Source organism: Pseudomonas migulae (assembly GCF_024169315.1).
Taxonomy (GTDB): domain Bacteria; phylum Pseudomonadota; class Gammaproteobacteria; order Pseudomonadales; family Pseudomonadaceae; genus Aquipseudomonas; species Aquipseudomonas migulae_B.
Map to the genome: position 1 here is coordinate 1984844 of NZ_JALJWR010000001.1, position 18458 is coordinate 2003301.

Sequence of the window (18458 nt, forward strand, 5' to 3'; positions counted from 1 at the left end):
GTCCTTATTCCTGATCCAGGTCGGCGCTTTTCTGCGCGATGGCCATGGCCGTGAGGATTTTTCTGTAGCCAGTGAATTCGTTGCGCGCATGCACGCTGAGGATGTTGTCCAGCAGGACCACGTCGCCCTTCTCCCAGGCGAACTCGACCATCACATCGCGATAGATGCCTTGCAGGTGACGGATGACGTCGTCGGGAATGGCCGTGCCGTCACCGAAGAAGGTGTTCTGCGGCAGGTCCAGCGGGCCGAATTCACGCAGCAGGTTGTCGCGGATGCTGTCCGGCAGGGTCAGCGCGTTGAAGAAGGTGCCGTGGTTGAACCAGATGCGTTCGCCGGTCAGCGGATGGCGCACGATCGCCGGACCGTTTTGCCGGGTGCGCAGGCGGTTGCCCGACTTCCACTCGGCCTGAATGCCGATTTTGGCGCAGTAGGCTTCGACTTCTGCGCGGTCCTCGCTCTGGAACACGGTCTGCCATGGCAGCCCCATGCCGTCGCCGTAGTTGCGCACGTACATGATGCGTTTACGCTGAAACTCCTCGCGCACGGCCGGGTCGATTCGCGCGAGAATTTCCCGGGTGTCGCCGAACGGGGTTTCGCCGCCGGTGGCCGAGGGCGTATCGCAGTAGAAGTACAGGTGACGCGGGAACACCGGCGAATACGAGTGCTCGTTGTGCGGGAAAATTTTCTCCGCAGCCGGGTAGTCGGTGGAGCTGTAGATCTTGAACTGGCCGGTGATCTGGGTCCGTGGCGAGGCGCGGAACAGGTACTCCAAGGCACCGTCGGAAATCGCCGCCACGCAGCGGTTGAACTCGGCAATGTCGGCCACCTGGAAGCCACGGAACAGAATCACTGCGTGCTCGAGCAGCTTGCTTTCGATGAGTGCGCGATTCTCCGTCGCCCACTCCACCAGGCTCACGCCGGGCACCGCCGGGCGGCACACCAGGGGCATGCTGACGCCGTCGAACATCGGCGCAAAACTCACCAGCCGGGTCGGGTCGGTGGACAGGCTCTTGCGTGCACCGCGACCGATTTTGGGAATGGACTTGGTGGTTGAAACAGTCATAAACCCCTCCAGAAATGATGACGGCGGCGCCCGGTTGGCGCCGCCGTAATGAATCAGTCCGCCGCGGTCTGCGCGGCCGGCGCGCCTCGAATCGCCGAGCGGCGCTTGATCGCCATGCGCCCGCCCAGCAACGCCTTGCGTTGTTCGTTGAGGCGCGCATCGGTGCGGCGCTGCACCTCGGTGGCCAGGTCCAGCAATTGGCTGACCGTCAACTCATCCGCGCGCAACAACGCTTGCAGCACCGCCTCGATTTGTTCGAACAGGCTTTCCAGCGTGCTCGGCAAGTACTGCCCGGCGGGTGTTTCGAAACTCAGGTGAATGTGTTCGGCCTCGTTGTAGAACGCGGCGACCATGCCGATCTCGGCGGCTTGCCGGCCCGACGGGAAATCCTCGACCAGCAAGCCGTCCATGGACGGCAAACGACCGACGCCTTCCTGGTAGATCAACTTGATGTCGAACAACGGCGACCGCCCGGCCCGGCGCGGCAGCCGCAACGCTTCCACCAGTCGCTCGAACGGCAGGTCCTGATGGTCCGAAGCCTCCAGAACCGCGCGGCGACAGGCTTGCAGCAATTGCCCGGCAGCCTCGTCAGCGTCCACATCCACTTGCAGCACTAACTGGTTAACGAAGAAGCCGACCATTTGTTCAAGCTCAACTTGATTTCGGTTAGCGATATCGGTGCCGATGCGCACGCGACTGACCTCGGTGCGTTGACGCAACACCAGCACGAAGCCGGCCAATAGGACCATGAACAGCGAAAATCCACGCTGTTGGGCGAAGTCGCGCAACTGCTGACTTAACGTCGCATTCAAAGTGAAATGTTGGCTGGCGCCTTCCTGCGACTGACGCTGATCGCCATCGCCAGGCAGTTCCAGCACCGTCTGCGTTTGGCCAAGGCGCGTGACCCAATAATCGAGCTGACGTTGCAGTTCGCCACCCTGCTCCAGCCACTGGCGCTGCCATTTGGCGAAGTCGGCGTACTGCACGAGCTGTTCCGGCAACTGCGCGACGCCGCCCTGGTTGAGGGTCGGATACAACGTCACGAACTCATTGATCAGGATCCGGAACGACCAGTCATCCGCAGCGATGTGGTGCACCGTCAGCAGCAACACATGCTCCTGATCCGCGACCTGCAACACCCGCACCCGCAGCAGCGGCCCATTGCGCAGATCGAATGCTCGGGCAACTTCCTCACGGGCCAGTTGCGCGGCTTCGACGTCCGGCGCCGGCAAATGCCGCAGGTCACTGGCGACGAAGTTCAACGGCAGTTCAGCGTGCACTCGCTGCCAGGCCTGGCCGTCTTCATCAAAGAAGGTGGTGCGTAACACGGCGTGGCGTTGCACCAGGGTTTCAAAGGTCTGCTGCAGTGCAGAGAGGTTCAGATTCCCGCGCAACCGCAAGGCACCGGGCATGTTGTACATCGAGCTGTCGGGCTCAAGGTTCCACAGGAACCACAACCGTTGCTGGGCAAAGGACAACGGCTGGCGTTCGCCGGAGTGATCCGCCACCAAAGCCGGGCGCTCGCAGACGTGCCGCAGGCCTTGTACCTGAGCGGCGAAATCCTCCAGGCGCGGGTGTTCGAACAGGCTGCGCAAACTCACCGACAGGCCCAGGCGCTGGCGAATCTGCGAGACGATCTGCGTGGCCAGCAACGAATGACCGCCCAACTCGAAGAAGCTGTTCTCGCGATCGACACGGGCAACCTGCAACACCTGTTGCCAGATCTGCGCCAGCTCGATTTCCAGCTCGCCTTGCGGCGCGGTGCCGGCTACCGCTTCCCAGACTTCTGGCGCCGGCAGCGCTGCGCGGTCGAGTTTGCCGTTGCGGTTGAGCGGCAATGCACTCATCACCACCAGTTGCGCCGGCAACATGTAGTCCGGCAGGCGCTCGCCCAAGGCCTGGCGCACGGTTTCGGTGAGTTGACGCGCATCGGCGTTCGGCAGCGTCGGCACCACATAACCAATCAGTTGCTTGCCGCCGACGGTTTCGTGCACCAGCACCGCGGCTTCGCTGATCATCGACAAGCCTTGCAGGTGCGCTTCCAGTTCACCGAGTTCGACGCGGAAACCGCGAATTTTCACCTGGTGATCGATACGTCCCAGGTATTCCAGCGCACCGTCTTCGCGATAGCGCGCCAGGTCGCCGCTGCGGTACAAGCGTGCGCCCGGCGTGCTGGAAAACGGATCGGCGATGAAGCGTTCGGCGCTCAGCCCCGGACGCTGGTGATAGTGCTGGGCAATGCCGGCGTCACCGCCGATGCACAACTCGCCCACGCAACCGGTTGGCAGCAGATGACCCTCGGTGTCCAGCACGTACAGCGCCCGGCCCGGCAACGCGCGGCCAATCGGCACGCCGATCTGATTGTGCGTGTCGGCCAAGGTGCACAGGTGGGTGCTGGAGACCACGGTGGCCTCGGTCGGCCCGTAGGTGTTGAGCAGACGTATGTCGCCGAGACCGGCGGCATGCCAGAGTTTCAGGCCTTCCAGCGACATGGCTTCGCCACCGACATGGACCTGACGCAGCCGACCTTTGTCGCGCTGAGGCTGCGCGGCCCATTCCTGGGCCAGCAAGTACCAATAGGCCGCTGGCAAATCCGCCAGGGTCACGCCGTGTTCGATGATCTGCCGGTACAAGGTGTCGGTGTCCCACAGCTCATCACCGCGCAACACCAGCGCCGCGCCCACGCACAGCGGCGGGTAGCACTGCTCGACAAAGCCGTCGAAGCTGAACGTGGCGAATTGCAGCACGCGGTCATCGGCGCCGAGCTGCGAATAGTCCGCCGCAATCAGGCAAAACTCGCGCAGCGCGGCGTGGGCCAGGCACACGCCTTTCGGCCGGCCGGTGGAGCCGGAGGTGTAAATCAGGTACGCGAGGTCTTCGGCACAGGCGAGGTTGACCAGATTGGCCGTGGAATAGCCGGCCAGCGACGACGCCGTCAGCGCCAGTCGCGGCAAGCCTTCGGGCAGCGCGACATCCGCCAGCAGGTCCGGTTGTGCCAGCAGCAGGTCCATCCCGCTGTCTTCGATCATGTAGGCCAGGCGTTCGGCCGGGTAGTCCGGGTCCAGCGGCACATAACCGGCGCCGGACTTGAGGATGGCCATAAGGCTGACGATCATCTGCGCATTGCGCCGTACCGACAGACCGACCCGCTGCCCCGGCGCCACACCATGCTCGCGCAGGCGATGGGCGAGCTGGTTGGCCTGGGCGTTGAGCTGTGCATAAGTCAGGCGTTCGTCGCCGACGATCACGGCCAATGCGTCCGGAGTACGTGCGGCTTGTTGCTCGAAGCGTTGATGCGCCAGCAATGGACTGTCCAGCAGCGGCGCGGCGGGACGCGAGCCCAGCAACACCTGGGTTTTTTGCTTGGCATCCAGGAGGCTCACGGCCCCCAAAACCTGGTGCGGCTGCGCGACGAATTGCTCCAGCACCTGCAGCAGATTCGCGCCCAGCCGCTCGATCTGCACCGCGCTGAACAGGGCCTGATCGAAACTGAACTCCAGGCGCAGGCTGGCGCCGACTTCGATGCCGAGGGTCAGCGGGTAGCTGGTGATTTCGTGATTGCGCAGTGCGCCGAAGGTCAGGCCCGCCGGTGCGCCTTGCTTCAGCGCTTCGGCCACCGGGAAGTTTTCAAACACCAGCAGACTGTCGAACAGTGCGCTGCCCTGCTGTCCGGCCCAGCCCTGGATATCGTAGAGCGGCACATGCTCGAACTCGCGCAGGCTCAGGTTCAGGGCTTGCAGTTCATTGAGCCACTGGCTGACCGGTTGCGTGGATTGCGGGTTGGCAATGATCGGCAAGGTATTGATGAACAAGCCCAACTGTTGCTCGATGCCCGGCAGCGGCGCGGATCGCCCGGCAATCGTCGCGCCGAACGCCACGCAGGATTGACCGGTGTAGCGCCGCAACAGCAGACCCCACGCGCCCTGCAACAAGGTGTTGAGGGTGATTTTCTGCTGGCGGGCGAACTCCGCCAGATGCTGCATCGCGGCGCTTTCCAGCGTCAGGTGATGCTCGCCCATGCCGCGCCCCTCGACCGGCGTCGGCAAGGCTTGCGCCAGCAGCGTCGGTGTTTCGAGGACGGCCAGTGCCTGCTTCCAGAATTGTTCGCCCGCCGCCAGTGGCTGTTGCTGAATCCAGCCCAGGTAGTCGCGGTATTGCCCCAGCGGCTTGGCCAGTGTCTGCCCGGCGTAATGCTGAATCACTTCGCCGAGCAACTGCGCGTTGCTCCAGCCGTCCATGAGGATGTGATGACTGGTGTAGATCAGGTGCCAGGCGTCGCCGCCCTGACGCACCAGCATCAGGCGGAACAGCGGCGCGGCGCTGAGTTCGAAACCACGGCGGCGCTCTTCGGCGGCCAGCGCATCGAGGTCGATATCGGCGGCCTCGATCACCTGCAATTGCAGGTCGATCTGGCGATGAATCACCTGATGCGCAGATTCCAGCCCCAACCAATGGAAGCTGCTGCGCAGAATGTCGTGACGGTTGATCGCCGCCTGCCACGCCCGACCGAAGGCCGCCAGTTCCAGCCCCCGGATATCCAGGCGCAGTTGGTTGATGTAGGCCTCGGCCTGCGGTTCATACAAAGTGTGGAACAGCATGCCTTGCTGCATCGGCGTCAGCGGATAAATGTCCTCGATGGCCGGCGCCGCGACAGGCAGTGCATCCAGCTGCGCCTGGTTGATCCGTGCCAGCGGGAAGTCCGACGGCGTGACCTGACCGGCCGGTGTGGCACAACAATGCTCGATCAGCGCGGTGAGTTCTTCGGTGTAGGCATCGGCCAGTTGCTGGACGGTGCTGTCGGCGAACATGTCGCGGCTGAAGCCCCATTGCAGCGAGAGTTGACCGCCATAGACCTGGCTTTCCAGGATCAGCCAGTTGGCCAGCGGCGCATCGTCACCCTGAGCCTGACCGCCGCTTTCCAGCGCCGGTACAAACAGCGCATCGTCATCGAACTGGCGGTCGAACTGGCCCAGGTAGTTGAAGGTGATCCGTGGCGCCGGCAATCCTTGCAGGGACTCACGCTGGGCCGGTTCGCCGAGGTAGCGCAGCAAGCCATAACCCAGACCTTTATCGGGGATGGCGCGCAGTTGTTCCTTGATCGCCTTGATTCCGTTCGCCGTGTCGGCCCGAGGTTGCAGGCGCACCGGGAACAGGCTGGTGAACCAGCCCACGGTGCGCGTCAGGTCGAGGTCGTCGAACAGGTCTTCACGGCCATGGCCTTCGAGCTGGATCAGCGTCGAACCTTGCCCGGTCCAACGGCAAATCACCCGCGCCAGCGCTGTCAGCAACAAGTCATTGACCTGGGTGCGATAGGCCGCCGGGGCTGTTTGCAGCAGCTGCCGCGTCAACCCGGCGTCGAGCTTCGATTCGATTTTGTGGCCGTGGCGATGCTGCAGGCTGCCCAGCGGATTTTCACACGGCAGGTCGCGGGCATCGGCGTGTTGCGCCTGCCAGTACGGCAGTTGCTGATCCAGTGTGCGGGCATGTTCTTGCAGATGACGGGCCCAGCTTTGGTAAGCGCTGGTTTTGTCGGGCAGGGTTGCCGCACTGCCGGCGGCCTGCTGGGCGTAGGCCTGCTGGAGGTCTTCGAGCAGCACCCGCCAGGACACGCCGTCCACCGCCAAATGGTGGATCGCCAGCAACAGGCGTTGCGTGCCGTCGTCGAGACTGACCAGCAATGCACGCAGCAACGGCCCATCGGCCAGATCAAGGCTGCGTTGCGCTTCGTCGCACAGGGCCGACAACGCCTCGGGCGACGACGCCTGCCGCTGCCACAATCCCGCCGTTTCGACCGGCGATCCGTGGCGCTGCTGCCATCCCTCGACACCCTGGGAGAAACGCAGGCGCAGGGCATCGTGATGGTTGATCACCGCGACCAGCGCGGCTTCCAGTGCTTCAGGATTCAGCGCCTCGCGTGGCGTCAACAACAAGGACTGGTTCCAATGCTGCGGCTGCGCGATGGCTTGTTCGAAGAAATAATGTTGCGCCGGGGTCAGCAACACCTCGCCGCTGACCGGCCCTTGGTCGATGGAGCTGCGGTTGTCGAACGCCGCCACCAGCGCGAGGCTGCGCACCGTCTGGTACTGAAACAGGTCGCGTGGGCTGAGACGGATGCCGGCCTGACGGGCGCGGCTGACCACTTGAATGGAGATGATCGAGTCACCGCCCAGCTCGAAAAAGTTATCTTCAAGGCCCACGCGCTCCAGACCCAGAACGTCCTGCCAGATCTGCGCCAGCGCCGTCTGCATGGCGTCTTGCGGCGCGACGAAGGTTTGTTGCGGCGCTGCGTCGGGTTGCGGCAGGGCCTTGCGGTCCAGTTTGCCGTTGGCGGTCACCGGCAAGGCATCCAGCGGCATCAGGTAGGTCGGCACCATGTATTCCGGCAGGCTGTTGAGCAGCCAGGCCTTGAGGGTTTCCGGCCACTGCGGCTCGGCGTTTTCCAGCACCAGGTACGCCACCAGATGCTTGCCGCCCTGCACCAGGACCACGGCTTCGCGCACCAGCGGATGCTGCATCAGGCGTGTTTCGATTTCCCCCAGTTCGATACGCAACCCGCGCAACTTCACTTGATGGTCGAGACGACCGAGGTATTCAATCACCCCGTCGGCGCGCTGGCGCACCCGGTCGCCGGTGCGGTACAGGCGCGCACCGTCATGGAACGGGCACGGCACAAACCGCTCCGCCGTCAGCCCCGGACGGCGGTGATAACTGCGCGCCAGACCGGCGCCGCCCAGGTACAACTCCCCCGCCACGCCTGCCGGAACCGGCAGCAACTGGGCGTCCAGAACATGGGTGCGCAAGTTGGCAATCGGCCGGCCGATCGGCACGCTGTCGGCGCCTTCATCGACGCAGGTCCAGTGGGTCACGTCGATGGCGGCTTCGGTCGGACCGTACAGGTTGTACAACCCGGCGCCCGGCAGTTTGGCGAACACCTGAAGTTGAGCATCCAGTGGCAAGGCTTCACCGCTGCAGGCGATGCGTTTGAGGCTGGTGCAGGCTTCAACGCCCGGCTCGTGGATAAACGCCTGAAGCATCGACGGCACAAAGTGCAAGGTGCTGATGCCGAACTCGCCGATGAGGCTGATCAACCGCGCCGGTTCGCGATGCGCGCCCGGCGGCGCCACCACCAGACGGGCGCCGGTCATCAGCGGCCAGAAGAATTCCCAGACCGACACGTCGAAACTGAACGGGGTTTTCTGCAACACCGAGTCGCTGCTATCCAGCCCGTAGGCCTGTTGCATCCAGCACAAACGGTTGACCAGCGCCGCATGGCTGTTGCCTGCGCCCTTGGGTTTGCCGGTGGAACCGGAGGTGTAAATCACGTAGGCCAGGTTCAGCGGACTCACCGACACCGACGGGCAGTTTTTGCTGTAACCGTCCAGCCAATCCTCGTCCTGATCCAGTGCGATGACTTTGATGCCCTCGGTCGGCAGTGTGCCGACCAGAGCGCTTTGGGTCAGCAACACAGCAATCGCACTGTCTTCGATCATGTAGGCCAGGCGCTCCGCCGGATATTCCGGGTCGAGCGGCACATACGCGCCACCAGCCTTGAGAATCGCCAACAGGCCGATGACCATTTCCAGCGAACGCTCAGCGGCGATCCCCACCAGCACATCGGCGCCGACACCCTGTTCGCGCAGGTAGTGAGTCAATTGATTGGTGCGCGCATCGAGCTGTGCATAAGTCAGCTGACGGTCGCCAAACACCAGCGCCGGCGCGTCGGGTGTGCGCAAGGCCTGGGCGTGAATCAACTCATGAACGCAATGGTCGACGGGATAAATTTCGGCGGTGCGGTTCCAGTCGTGCACCAGCACCTGCTGCTCATCCGCCGCGAGCATCGGCAGCTCGCCGACCCGCAGATTCGAATCCACCACTATCGCCTGCAACAGGCGCGTCCAGTGTTGCGCCATGCGCGCGATGGTCGGTGCGTCGAACAGGTCGCTGGCGTAGGTCAGGGCGGCGTGCAGCTTGCCGCCCTTTTCGTAGGTGTCGAGGGTCAGGTCGAACTGCGTGGTGCGCCCTTCCCACTCGATCGCGCCCAGCACCAGGCCGGAGGCAGTGCTGATGCTGGACATGTCCGCGACCTGCGGCTGGTGGTTGTACATCACCTGGAACAGCGGCGTGTGGCTGAGGCTGCGTTCCAGTTTCAGCGCTTCGACCAGACGCTCGAACGGCAAGTCCTGATGGGCCTGGGCGCCGAGGGCGGTTTCCTTGATGGCGCGCAGCAAATCGTCGACGCGGGTCTGGCCGTCGAGCTGCGTGCGCAGCACCTGGGTGTTGACGAAGAAGCCGATCAGGCCTTCGATTTCCGCACGGTTGCGGTTGGCAATCGGCACGCCGACACGGATGTCGGTCTGCCCGGTGTAGCGATGCAGCAGCGCGTTGAACGCTCCGAGCAACAACATGAACAGAGTGATGTTGTGTTTCTGCGCGGCGGCACGCAGTTGCTCGGCCAGTTGCGGGCCGATGGCGAATTCGTAGCGGGTCCCGCGATAGCTTGGCATCGCCGGGCGCGAGTGGTCGGTGGGCAGTTCCAGCACCGGGTGTTCGTCGCCGAGTTGCGCCTGCCAGTACTCCAGTTGACGTGCCTGCTCGCCCGCTTCCAGCCAGCGGCGTTGCCACAAGGCGTAGTCGCTGTACTGGATCGGCAACGGCGCGAGTTGCGGTTGCGCACCAGCCTCGAACGCGTCATAGCAGCGGATGAATTCGTCGATCAGCACGTTCATCGACCAACCGTCGGAAACGATGTGGTGCAGGGTCAGCAGCAGGACGTGTTCCTGTTCAGCGAGTTTGAGCAACGTCACGCGCAACAACGGGCCGACCGAAAGATCGAAGGGCAACACCGACTGTTGCTCGGCCGCTTGGCCGACAGCCTGTTCGCGCTCCGTGGCCGGCAACGCGCTGAAATCCACATGATTGATCACCAGCGGTGCGCTGGCCGGTACTTGCCGCAAGCTGTCATCGGCTTGGCGCTGGAACACCGTGCGAAGGGTTTCGTGACGTTCGACGAGGCTGGCGAAGGCCTGTTCCAGCGCGGGCAGGTTTAACGCGCCGGTCAGACGCACCGCGCCCGGCAGGTTGTAAGCGCCACTGTGCGCGTCCAGTTGCCAGAGAAACCACATGCGTTGCTGGGCGTACGACAACGCCTGACGATCCTCGGCCTCGACGCCGGCCGGAATCGGAAACCGGGCGAAATCAATGCCTTCCTTTTGCAAGGCCGCAAGGAACATCTGGCGCTTTTCCAGGGGCAACCCGATAAACCGGCGAGCAAGTTTCAAGGAGTCTTCAGCATTCATTTCTAAGCATCCGGATCAGTGGCGGGAAGCACAAAGGCACGTCGTCCCTATAAAACGAATGCAGACCGGAAAAATTAGCGAATGAGAACAAGTGTCAGGAGGGAGACGAACCGAAGGATGTAAGGTCGCTGCAAATAAAATGTGGGAGCGGGCTTGCTCGCGAAAGCGGTGGGTCAGCCAACATCAATGTTGAATGATTAACCGCTTTCGCGAGCAAGCCCGCTCCCACATTTGAAATAGGTGATCTTGAGAGTGTATTAGGCCGTGGCGACCACGGCGTGCCGGCGATGGTGAACATCGAGCTGATCCTTGATCACCCGCAACACCTTGGCTTCGTGCTCATGGATGAAGAAGTGACCGCCGGCCAGCATGTCCACGGAGAAGCTGCCGTGGGTTTCCCGGCTCCAGCCGATGAGCTGTTCGGTGGTCGCGCGATCAGCCTTACCGCCCAGCACGTGGACCGGGCATTTCAGCAACGGACGCTGGATCGGCTCGAAACGGCCGCACAGCAGGAAATCTGCGCGCAGGATCGGCAGCGTCAGGCTCATCAGCTCTTCATTGGCCAGCACTTCTTCGCTGGTGCCATTGAGGGTGCGAAGTTGCTCGATCAGCTCGGCATCGGTTTTCGGATCGGCAAAACCCTGGTCGTAATCAGCCCGCATCGTCGGCGCGGCCGTGCCGGAAGCGAACAGCGCCACCGGCTCCGGGCAGCCCAGCGAGCGAAAGGCATGGGCCATTTCGCAGGCCAGCAAAGCGCCGAGACTGTGGCCGAACAGCGCGTACGGCGCCTTGAGCGTGGCTTTCTGTTCCTGCGCGAGTTGCAACGCCAGGCGTCGCATGTCGGTGTGCAAGGGCTCGCCGAACCGCGCGCCGCGCCCCGGCAGTTCCACCGGTTGCAACGTGAGCCACTCCGGCAGTTTGCGCCGCCAGCGGCTGTAGACCATGGCGCTCGCGCCTGAATAGGGCAGGCACAGCAATGTCAGCTGGGTCACCGGGCTTACCTCGAAAAGTTGTCTGTAAAGAGAACGGATGAGTGCTGGTTTGAATTAGTCGAAGATCGAATGTAGGAGCGGGCTTGCTCGCGATTGCGGTGGGTCAGTCGACATTAACGTTGACTGACCCACCGCAATCGCGAGCAAGCCCGCTCCCACAATTAATCTCTATTTCAAATGGCGATAGCTTTGGATTGCGGAACCGAGGACGACAGCCCCCGCCGCAATCGCCACCCAAAACCCGCTACGCGCCCCGTACGCATCCACCAGCCAGCCCGAACTGGCCGCGCCAATCGCCACGCCAATGCTCAATCCGGTGACCAGCCAGGTCAGCCCTTCGGTGAGTTTGGCCGGTGGCACGATGCGCTCCACCAATGCCATCGCCACAATCAGCGTCGGCGCAAAAAACAGCCCGGAGACGAATACCGCCAGCGACAGCCCAGGAATGTTCGTCGCCAGCAACAACGGCAACGTAGTCACCGCTGTTGCCACCCCGCCGTACAGAAACAGGCGCGGCAACGGCACTTTCGAGCGCAATGCCCCGAACGCCAGACCGGCCAGGCAGGAGCCGATGGCATACACCGACAACACAATGCTCGCGGCCGCCGGCTGCCCCTGCTGCTGAGCGAACGCCACGCTGACCACATCGACCACGCCGACTATGGTGCCCATGGCGACCATCAACAGCATCAGCAACTGAATCTCGCCGGAACGAATGATCGAGCCCTGATGGTGTTCTTCATGGGGATGAATCGCCGGCTCGGTGTTCCGTTGCAGGACAAACGCGGTGACGCCAATCGCCAACATCAGCAACGCCGCCAACGGCCCGGCCTCGGGAAACGCCACCACACACAAGCCCACCGACAACGGAGGCCCGACAATGAAACAGACTTCGTCGAGCACCGACTCCAGGGCATACGCGGTCTGCAATTGCGGCTGGCCGCGATAGACCTCGGTCCAGCGCGCCCGCACCATCGCCGACATGCTCGGCATGCAACCGGCCAGCGCGGCGAACAGAAACAGCGTCCATTGCGGCGCCTGCAAACGCGTGCACAACAACACCAGCAACAGTGCCCCGCCACCGATCAGCGCCGACACCGGCAAGATCCGGCGTTGCCCGAAACGGTCCACCAGCCGCGAAACCTGTGGCGCGCAAAACGCCGTCGCCAACGCAAACGTCGCCGCCACCGCGCCGGCCAGTCCATAACCTCCTTGCAGCTGCGAGAGCATGGTGATCAGGCCGATGCCGGTCATGGAAATCGGCATGCGCGCGATCATCCCGGCCAGCACAAAGGCTCCGCTGCCCGGGGCTTTGAACAGTTCGCGGTAGGGGTTGGCCATGGTTCGGCTCTCGATAAGGGCCTGCAAGTTGCCATAAGGCTGAGCGGGGCGAAAGCGGGGAATTGTTGGTTGAATGTGAAGGCCCTTTCGCGAGCAAGCCCGCTCCCACATTCGATCTCATTCCTTCTGGAGTGACTCGGTCGAATGTGGGAGCGGGCTTGCTCGCGAAGGGGCCGGAACAGCTCCCCTTTCCTTTCGCCAAATGAACTCTGGGCAGTCCAAACCAGTCTGCTGATTAGTACGGCGATCAACCGCGACGACGCCAAGGACATCTCCAACGCCGTGGTCTTTCTCGCCTCCTATGCCTCCAACTGCATCGTCGGCACCACCCTGTTCATCGACGGCGGCATGAGCCTCTATCCGGAGTTTCGCGGCAATGGCTGATCATCATCCCGAACGACAAAGCGCCATCGACGCCCACGGCATCATTGGCGACATGCGCAGCGCGGCACTGGTCAACGACAAGGGCAGCGTGGATTTTTTCTGCTGGCCGGAATTCGACAGCCCGTCGATCTTCTGCTCGCTGCTGGACACACCCGAGGCCGGCATTTTCCAACTCTCACCAGACCTGCCTGACGCACGCCGCGAGCAGATCTACCTGCCGGATACCAACGTGCTGCAAACCCGCTGGCTCAGCGACCGCGCAGTGGTCGAGGTCACCGACCTGCTGCCGATCGGCGACAGCGAAGATGATCTGCCGATGCTAATGCGCCGGGTGCGGGTGGTCAGCGGCCGGGCGACGTTCAACCTGCGCTGCGCCGTGCGGCATGACTATGCTCGCGCCGCAACCCGTGCGCGACAGGACAAAAAAGACGTGGCATTCGAGGCCGCCGATCAGCCGTCCATGCGCCTGTCTTCGGACCAGGTGTTGCGTGTCGAGGGCGACGCGGCGGTGGCCGAATTCACGCTGGAACAGGGCCAGGGTGCGCAATTCCTGCTGGGCGGTTTCGACGATCCCCGCTTCAAGGAAGGGGCTGCGGATTTGTGCATGGAGCGCACGCTGAAGTTCTGGCGCGACTGGAGCAGCCAGTCCAACTACCGCGGTCGCTGGCGGGAAATGGTCAACCGCTCGGCCCTCGCGCTGAAGCTGCTGACCTCACGCAAGCACGGCGCGATTCTCGCCGCCGCGACGTTCGGCCTGCCGGAAACGCCGGGAGGCGAACGCAACTGGGACTATCGCTACACCTGGATCCGCGACGCCTCGTTCACCGTCTATGCCTTCATGCGCCTGGGGTTTGTCCAGGAAGCCAACGATTACATGCGCTGGCTGCGCGGGCGGGTCAGCGACTGTCACGGCAAACCGATGAAACTCAACATTCTCTACGCCATGGATGGCCGTCAGGAACTGCCGGAGACCGAGCTTTCGCACCTCAGCGGTCATGGCGGGGCCACGCCGGTGCGCATCGGGAATGGCGCGTACGATCAGCTCCAGCTCGACATCTTCGGCGAGCTGATGGATGCGGTGTACCTGGTCAACAAGTACGGCGACGCCATCTCCCATGAAGGCTGGAAACACGCAGTGGAAGTGGTCGATCAGGTCTGCGAAACCTGGCAGCAAAAAGATGTCGGCATCTGGGAAATGCGCGGTGAGCAGCATCATTTCCTGCACTCTCGATTGATGTGCTGGGTGGCGCTGGACCGGGCGATCCGCCTCGCCTCCAAACGCTCCCTGCCCGCCCCGTTCGCCCGTTGGGACCAGACCCGTCAGGCGATCTACGCCGACATCTGGGAAAACTTCTGGAACGAAGAGCGCGGGCATTTCGTCCAGCACATCGGTGGCACCGAGCTGGATGGTTCAATGCTGCTGATGCCGCTGGTGCGCTTCGTCAGCGCCAAGGACCCGCGCTGGCTCGCGACGCTCGAAGCCATCCAGAAAACCCTGGTACGCGACGGCATGGTCTACCGCTACCGCAACGAAGAAAGCCAGATCGACGGCCTCACCGGCACCGAAGGCGCCTTCGCCGCGTGTTCGTTCTGGTACGTCGAATGCCTGGCCCGGGCCGGTCAGGTGGAAAAGGCGCACCTGGAGTTTGAACAACTGCTGCGGTACGCCAATCCGCTGGGGTTGTATGCTGAAGAGTTCGATAGCCATGCGAGGCACCTGGGCAACACACCGCAAGCGCTGACGCACCTGGCGCTGATCAGCGCGGCCTGTTTTCTGGACCGGAAACTGAGTGGGGAGAAGAATTACTGGCAGCCGTGAGACTGCGTCGTCCTCTTCGCGGGCAAGCCTCGCTCCTACAGGTTTGGTGTCGTTCATAGACATTGAATTCGACAAAATTTCTGTAGGAGCGAGGCTTGCCCGCGAAGAGGCCATCAGCCACAACGCAAGGCCGGAGAAATACCCGCAAAAAAATGGTCGCCGCCCGCAAGCTCCTACAACCACTCAACAGACCTGCTCAAAAAATTCGATACACCTCGTTTCTACAGCGGGAAATCGTTTGTTGCCACCCGTTACAACCCCACCTAACATCCCTCGTCAACGGGCACAGCGGAGCTGTCCAACAAAACCCGAATTCAAGGAACCCGAATGACCCAGCGCATCCACCGCAGCATCGACACCCCACTCCGCACAGGCCTGAACCGCGATGAGCTATGGGAGGGCCCCGATAAAGGCCTGATCAAATGCTGGGAAATCGGCCGACAACGCGCCGCCCGCTTCCCCGAACTCGCCCAACAATGCCTGGCCGGTGAATTGCCGGTGCTGGGCTGGAAAGGTGGTGTCAGCCGTAGCCTGAAAAAACTCGAGAAGTACGGATCGCTCAAATACCTCGCTCAATGGCAAGGTTTGCGCGGGGAAGACCTGGAGGTTGAGTTGGGCGAAGAGCGGGCGTTGACCTGCTCCCGGACCAGGATGGTGGTGACATACACGCCGGATCGGGCCAAATACTTTAATCAGATGGCGGAAACCGACGTTCAAGAATGACCCTGGCAACCTGTCTGGAGAGTTGGATGAACAATGACGCACTGCTCAACTTTGCGCTGACTGCGCATCTGAAAATTGCTTACGAACAGCATGGCCCCGCCACCGGCGAAGCGGTCATCCTCCTCCACGGGTTCCCCTACTCGCCCCGCGCCTACGATGAAATCGCGCCAGTCCTCGCCGCGAAGGGCTATCGCGTCATCGTTCCCTACCTGCGTGGCTACGGCCCTACCCGTTTCAACAGCGCCGAGACGCTGCGCTCCGGTCAACAAGCCGCCCTCGCCCAGGATTTGCTGGACCTGATGGACGCACTCAACATCAGACAAGCAGCCCTCTGTGGTTACGACTGGGGCGGTCGGGCGGCGTGCATTGTCGCGGCGCTGTGGCCGGAGCGGGTTCGTTGCCTGGTGACCGGTGACGGTTACAACCTTCAGGACATTCCCCGTTCCACCCGGCCACGGGACCCGGAAACCGAGCATCGGCTCTGGTACCAGTACTACTTCCACACCCCGCGCGGCGTTGAAGGCCTGACCGAAAATCGCCGCGCCCTGTGCCAATTGCTGTGGACATTGTGGTCACCGACCTGGGCCGAAGGCCCTGAGCGATACCCGCTTAGCGCTTCGGCATTCGATAACCCGGATTTTGTCGACGTCGTGATTCACTCCTATCGCCATCGCTTCATGTATGTCGAAGGCGATCCGGCACTGGAATCGATCGAAGAGGCATTGACCCGACAACCGCCGATCAACGTTCCGACGATCTCCCTGTGCGGCGCCGACGATGGCGTGGGACCCGCAGCGGAAATCGATGACGACATCGACCATTTCACCGGCCACTACGAGCGGCGCATGCTGGCAGGCGTCGGGCATAACATCCCCGAAGAAGCGCCCGAAGCAACGATCAGGGCATTACTGGATCTGCTGGAGCGCTGACGGAAAACCGCTCGCGATAAGCCTGCGGTGTCACGCCCATGGCCCGCAGAAAACTGCGGCGCAGCGTCTCTTCGCTGCCGAACCCGCACTGCACCGCGACCCGTTTGATCGGTACGCCGGTGTCGCTGAGCAGGCGTCGCGCTGTTTCGACCCGAATCAGTTCGATGGCCCGCGCAGGTGTCTGGCCAGTATCGGCGCGGTAGTGGCGGACGAAGCTGCGTTCGCTCATGCCGGCCTGCAGGGCCAGGGTAGGAATGCCCAAATCCATGGTGAGATGTTCGCTGATCCAGGCGTGAAGGTCATCGAATCGGCTGCCTTCCTTCTGCAAGGACAGGGTCACGCTGAACTGCGACTGACCGCCCGGCCGCTTCAGGAAAACCACCAACTGCTGCGCCACTGCCAGCGCCATGTTGCGACCGAAATCTTCTTCGACCATGGCCAGCGCAAGGTCGATGCCGGCAGTGACCCCGGCCGAGGTCCACACCGGGCCGTCATTGATGAAAATCGGATTGGGCTCGACCCGCAACCGTGGATGCCGCTGCGCCAGCTGCTCGCAACGGGTCCAGTGCGTGACCACCCGACGGCCATCGAGCCAGCCACTGGCCGCCAGTAAAAACGCCCCGGTGCACACCGAGGCCACCCGACGGCATCCCGCCGCATGCTCACGCACCCAGGCCACCAGCGCCGCATCCTCCGCCGCCGCGTAAACGCCCCAGCCGCCGGCAATGATCAGGGTGTCGCTGCCTTGCCCGGGCAACGGTTCGGCCAACAGCGCCAACCCCGCCGACGACATTACCGCCCCGCCGTCGTGGGCAATCACCGTCGGCGCGTAAGGCGGCGGCAAACCTTTCTGGCGGGCAATGTCGTTGGCCGAGGCGAACACCTGCAACGGCCCGGTGACGTCGAGCAATTGCACGTTGGCGAACGCGAGCACATGAATGGTCTTGGGCATGTTTGGCGTAATTCGTGGGGTAAATGGCGTATGCGCCAAATCCTACGAGCCTAGAGTGAAGCCGTCCACCCACTTCACGAGAAAAACACCATGACGTTGCAGATCGGTTTTCTGTTGTTCCCGCAGGTTCAGCAACTGGACCTGACCGGCCCATACGACGTGCTCGCCTCACTGCCGGACGTGAAGGTGCATCTGATCTGGAAGGACCTGATGCCGGTCACCGCCAGCACCGGCCTGGTGCTGAAACCCACCGTCACCTTCGACGATTGCCCGGCACTGGATGTGATCTGCATTCCCGGCGGCGGCGGTGTCGGGCCGTTGATGGAAGATGAAGAAACGTTGTCATTCATCAAGGCTCAGGCGGCCCATGCGCGGTATGTCACTTCGGTGTGCACGGGAGCGCTGGTACTGGGCGCTGCGGGTCTGCTCAAGGGTAAACGCGCGACCACTCATTGGGCGTATCACGAATTGCTCGCGCCATTGGGTGCGATCCCGGTGAAGGATCGGGTAGTGCGCGATGGCAATCTGTTGACCGGTGGCGGGATCACCGCGGGCATCGATTTCGCCCTGACCCTGGCCGCCGAATTGTTCGATAAAGACACGGCGCAGCTGGTGCAGTTGCAGCTGGAATACGCTCCGGCGCCGCCGTTTGCTTCGGGCTGTCCCGAGACTGCGCCGGTCAGCGTCCTGGAGGATGCGCGGAAACGGGCTGCCGGGTCGTTGAAATTGCGTTCGGAAATCACCGAGCGTGTGGCGGCGAAGCTCGATCAGGCATCCGTACGCTGATCCATTCCTCGGTGCAGCCAGCGTCCGGCTTCACCGGGGACTTTCCATCGCCCACAAAAAAACCCGCCTAAGCGGGTTTCTCAAGACCATTGCGACATCCTGTCAGCGGCCATCCAGGCCTATGGTCGATCATCCGTGATCCTGAGTGCATCCTGCGACTCAGTTGATTGATC

The 18458-nt window shown here is 62.8% G+C and carries 9 protein-coding genes and 1 pseudogene; 5 read left to right on the forward strand and 5 right to left on the reverse strand.

Translation table 11 applies throughout. The features are described 5' to 3' along the window. Positions 1–4: 4 nt before the first annotated feature. From J2Y86_RS09115 to J2Y86_RS09130, 4 genes are all read right to left on the reverse strand, one after another. Positions 5–1063 (reverse strand): TauD/TfdA family dioxygenase, encoded by a 1059-nt coding sequence (locus J2Y86_RS09115; RefSeq protein ID WP_253429982.1) that lies wholly within the window; start codon positions 1061–1063, stop codon positions 5–7. Positions 1064–1116: 53 nt separating this feature from the next. Further along, a complete protein-coding gene (locus J2Y86_RS09120; RefSeq protein WP_253429986.1) occupies positions 1117–10359 on the reverse strand; it encodes a non-ribosomal peptide synthetase in 9243 nt (3080 codons plus the stop codon). Positions 10360–10616: 257 nt separating this feature from the next. Next, positions 10617–11351, reverse strand: a complete 735-nt coding sequence (locus J2Y86_RS09125) for a thioesterase II family protein (protein ID WP_253429989.1) — start codon at positions 11349–11351, stop codon at positions 10617–10619. Positions 11352–11519: 168 nt separating this feature from the next. After that, a complete protein-coding gene (locus J2Y86_RS09130) occupies positions 11520–12692 on the reverse strand; it encodes an MFS transporter (protein ID WP_253429992.1) in 1173 nt (390 codons plus the stop codon). A gap of 258 nt (positions 12693–12950) precedes the next feature. On the opposite strand from J2Y86_RS09130, the pseudogene J2Y86_RS09135 reads away from it, so the two are divergent. The 4 genes and pseudogenes from J2Y86_RS09135 to J2Y86_RS09150 form a co-directional block, all read left to right on the forward strand. Further along, a pseudogene (locus tag J2Y86_RS09135) lies at positions 12951–13076 on the forward strand (SDR family oxidoreductase); the annotation flags it as partial. Continuing rightward, entirely contained in the window at positions 13069–14895 is a 1827-nt protein-coding gene (locus J2Y86_RS09140) for a glycoside hydrolase family 15 protein (protein WP_253429996.1), read from the forward strand. The pseudogene J2Y86_RS09135 and the gene J2Y86_RS09140, both read left to right, overlap by 8 nt. 327 nt (positions 14896–15222) lie before the next feature. Beyond that, positions 15223–15618: a hypothetical protein gene (locus J2Y86_RS09145; RefSeq protein WP_253429999.1), complete on the forward strand. Its 396-nt coding sequence runs from the start codon at positions 15223–15225 to the stop codon at positions 15616–15618. Between the two features lie 26 nt (positions 15619–15644). Continuing rightward, positions 15645–16547: an alpha/beta fold hydrolase gene (locus J2Y86_RS09150; protein ID WP_253430002.1), complete on the forward strand. Its 903-nt coding sequence runs from the start codon at positions 15645–15647 to the stop codon at positions 16545–16547. Here the strand turns inward: J2Y86_RS09150 and J2Y86_RS09155 are convergent. Further along, a complete protein-coding gene (locus J2Y86_RS09155) occupies positions 16516–17499 on the reverse strand; it encodes a GlxA family transcriptional regulator (RefSeq protein ID WP_253430004.1) in 984 nt (327 codons plus the stop codon). The two genes, J2Y86_RS09150 and J2Y86_RS09155, sit on opposite strands and share 32 nt — an antisense overlap. A gap of 90 nt (positions 17500–17589) precedes the next feature. On the opposite strand from J2Y86_RS09155, the gene inhA reads away from it, so the two are divergent. Then, a complete protein-coding gene (inhA, locus tag J2Y86_RS09160) occupies positions 17590–18285 on the forward strand; it encodes an isonitrile hydratase (RefSeq protein ID WP_253430008.1) in 696 nt (231 codons plus the stop codon). Positions 18286–18458 lie beyond the last annotated feature (173 nt).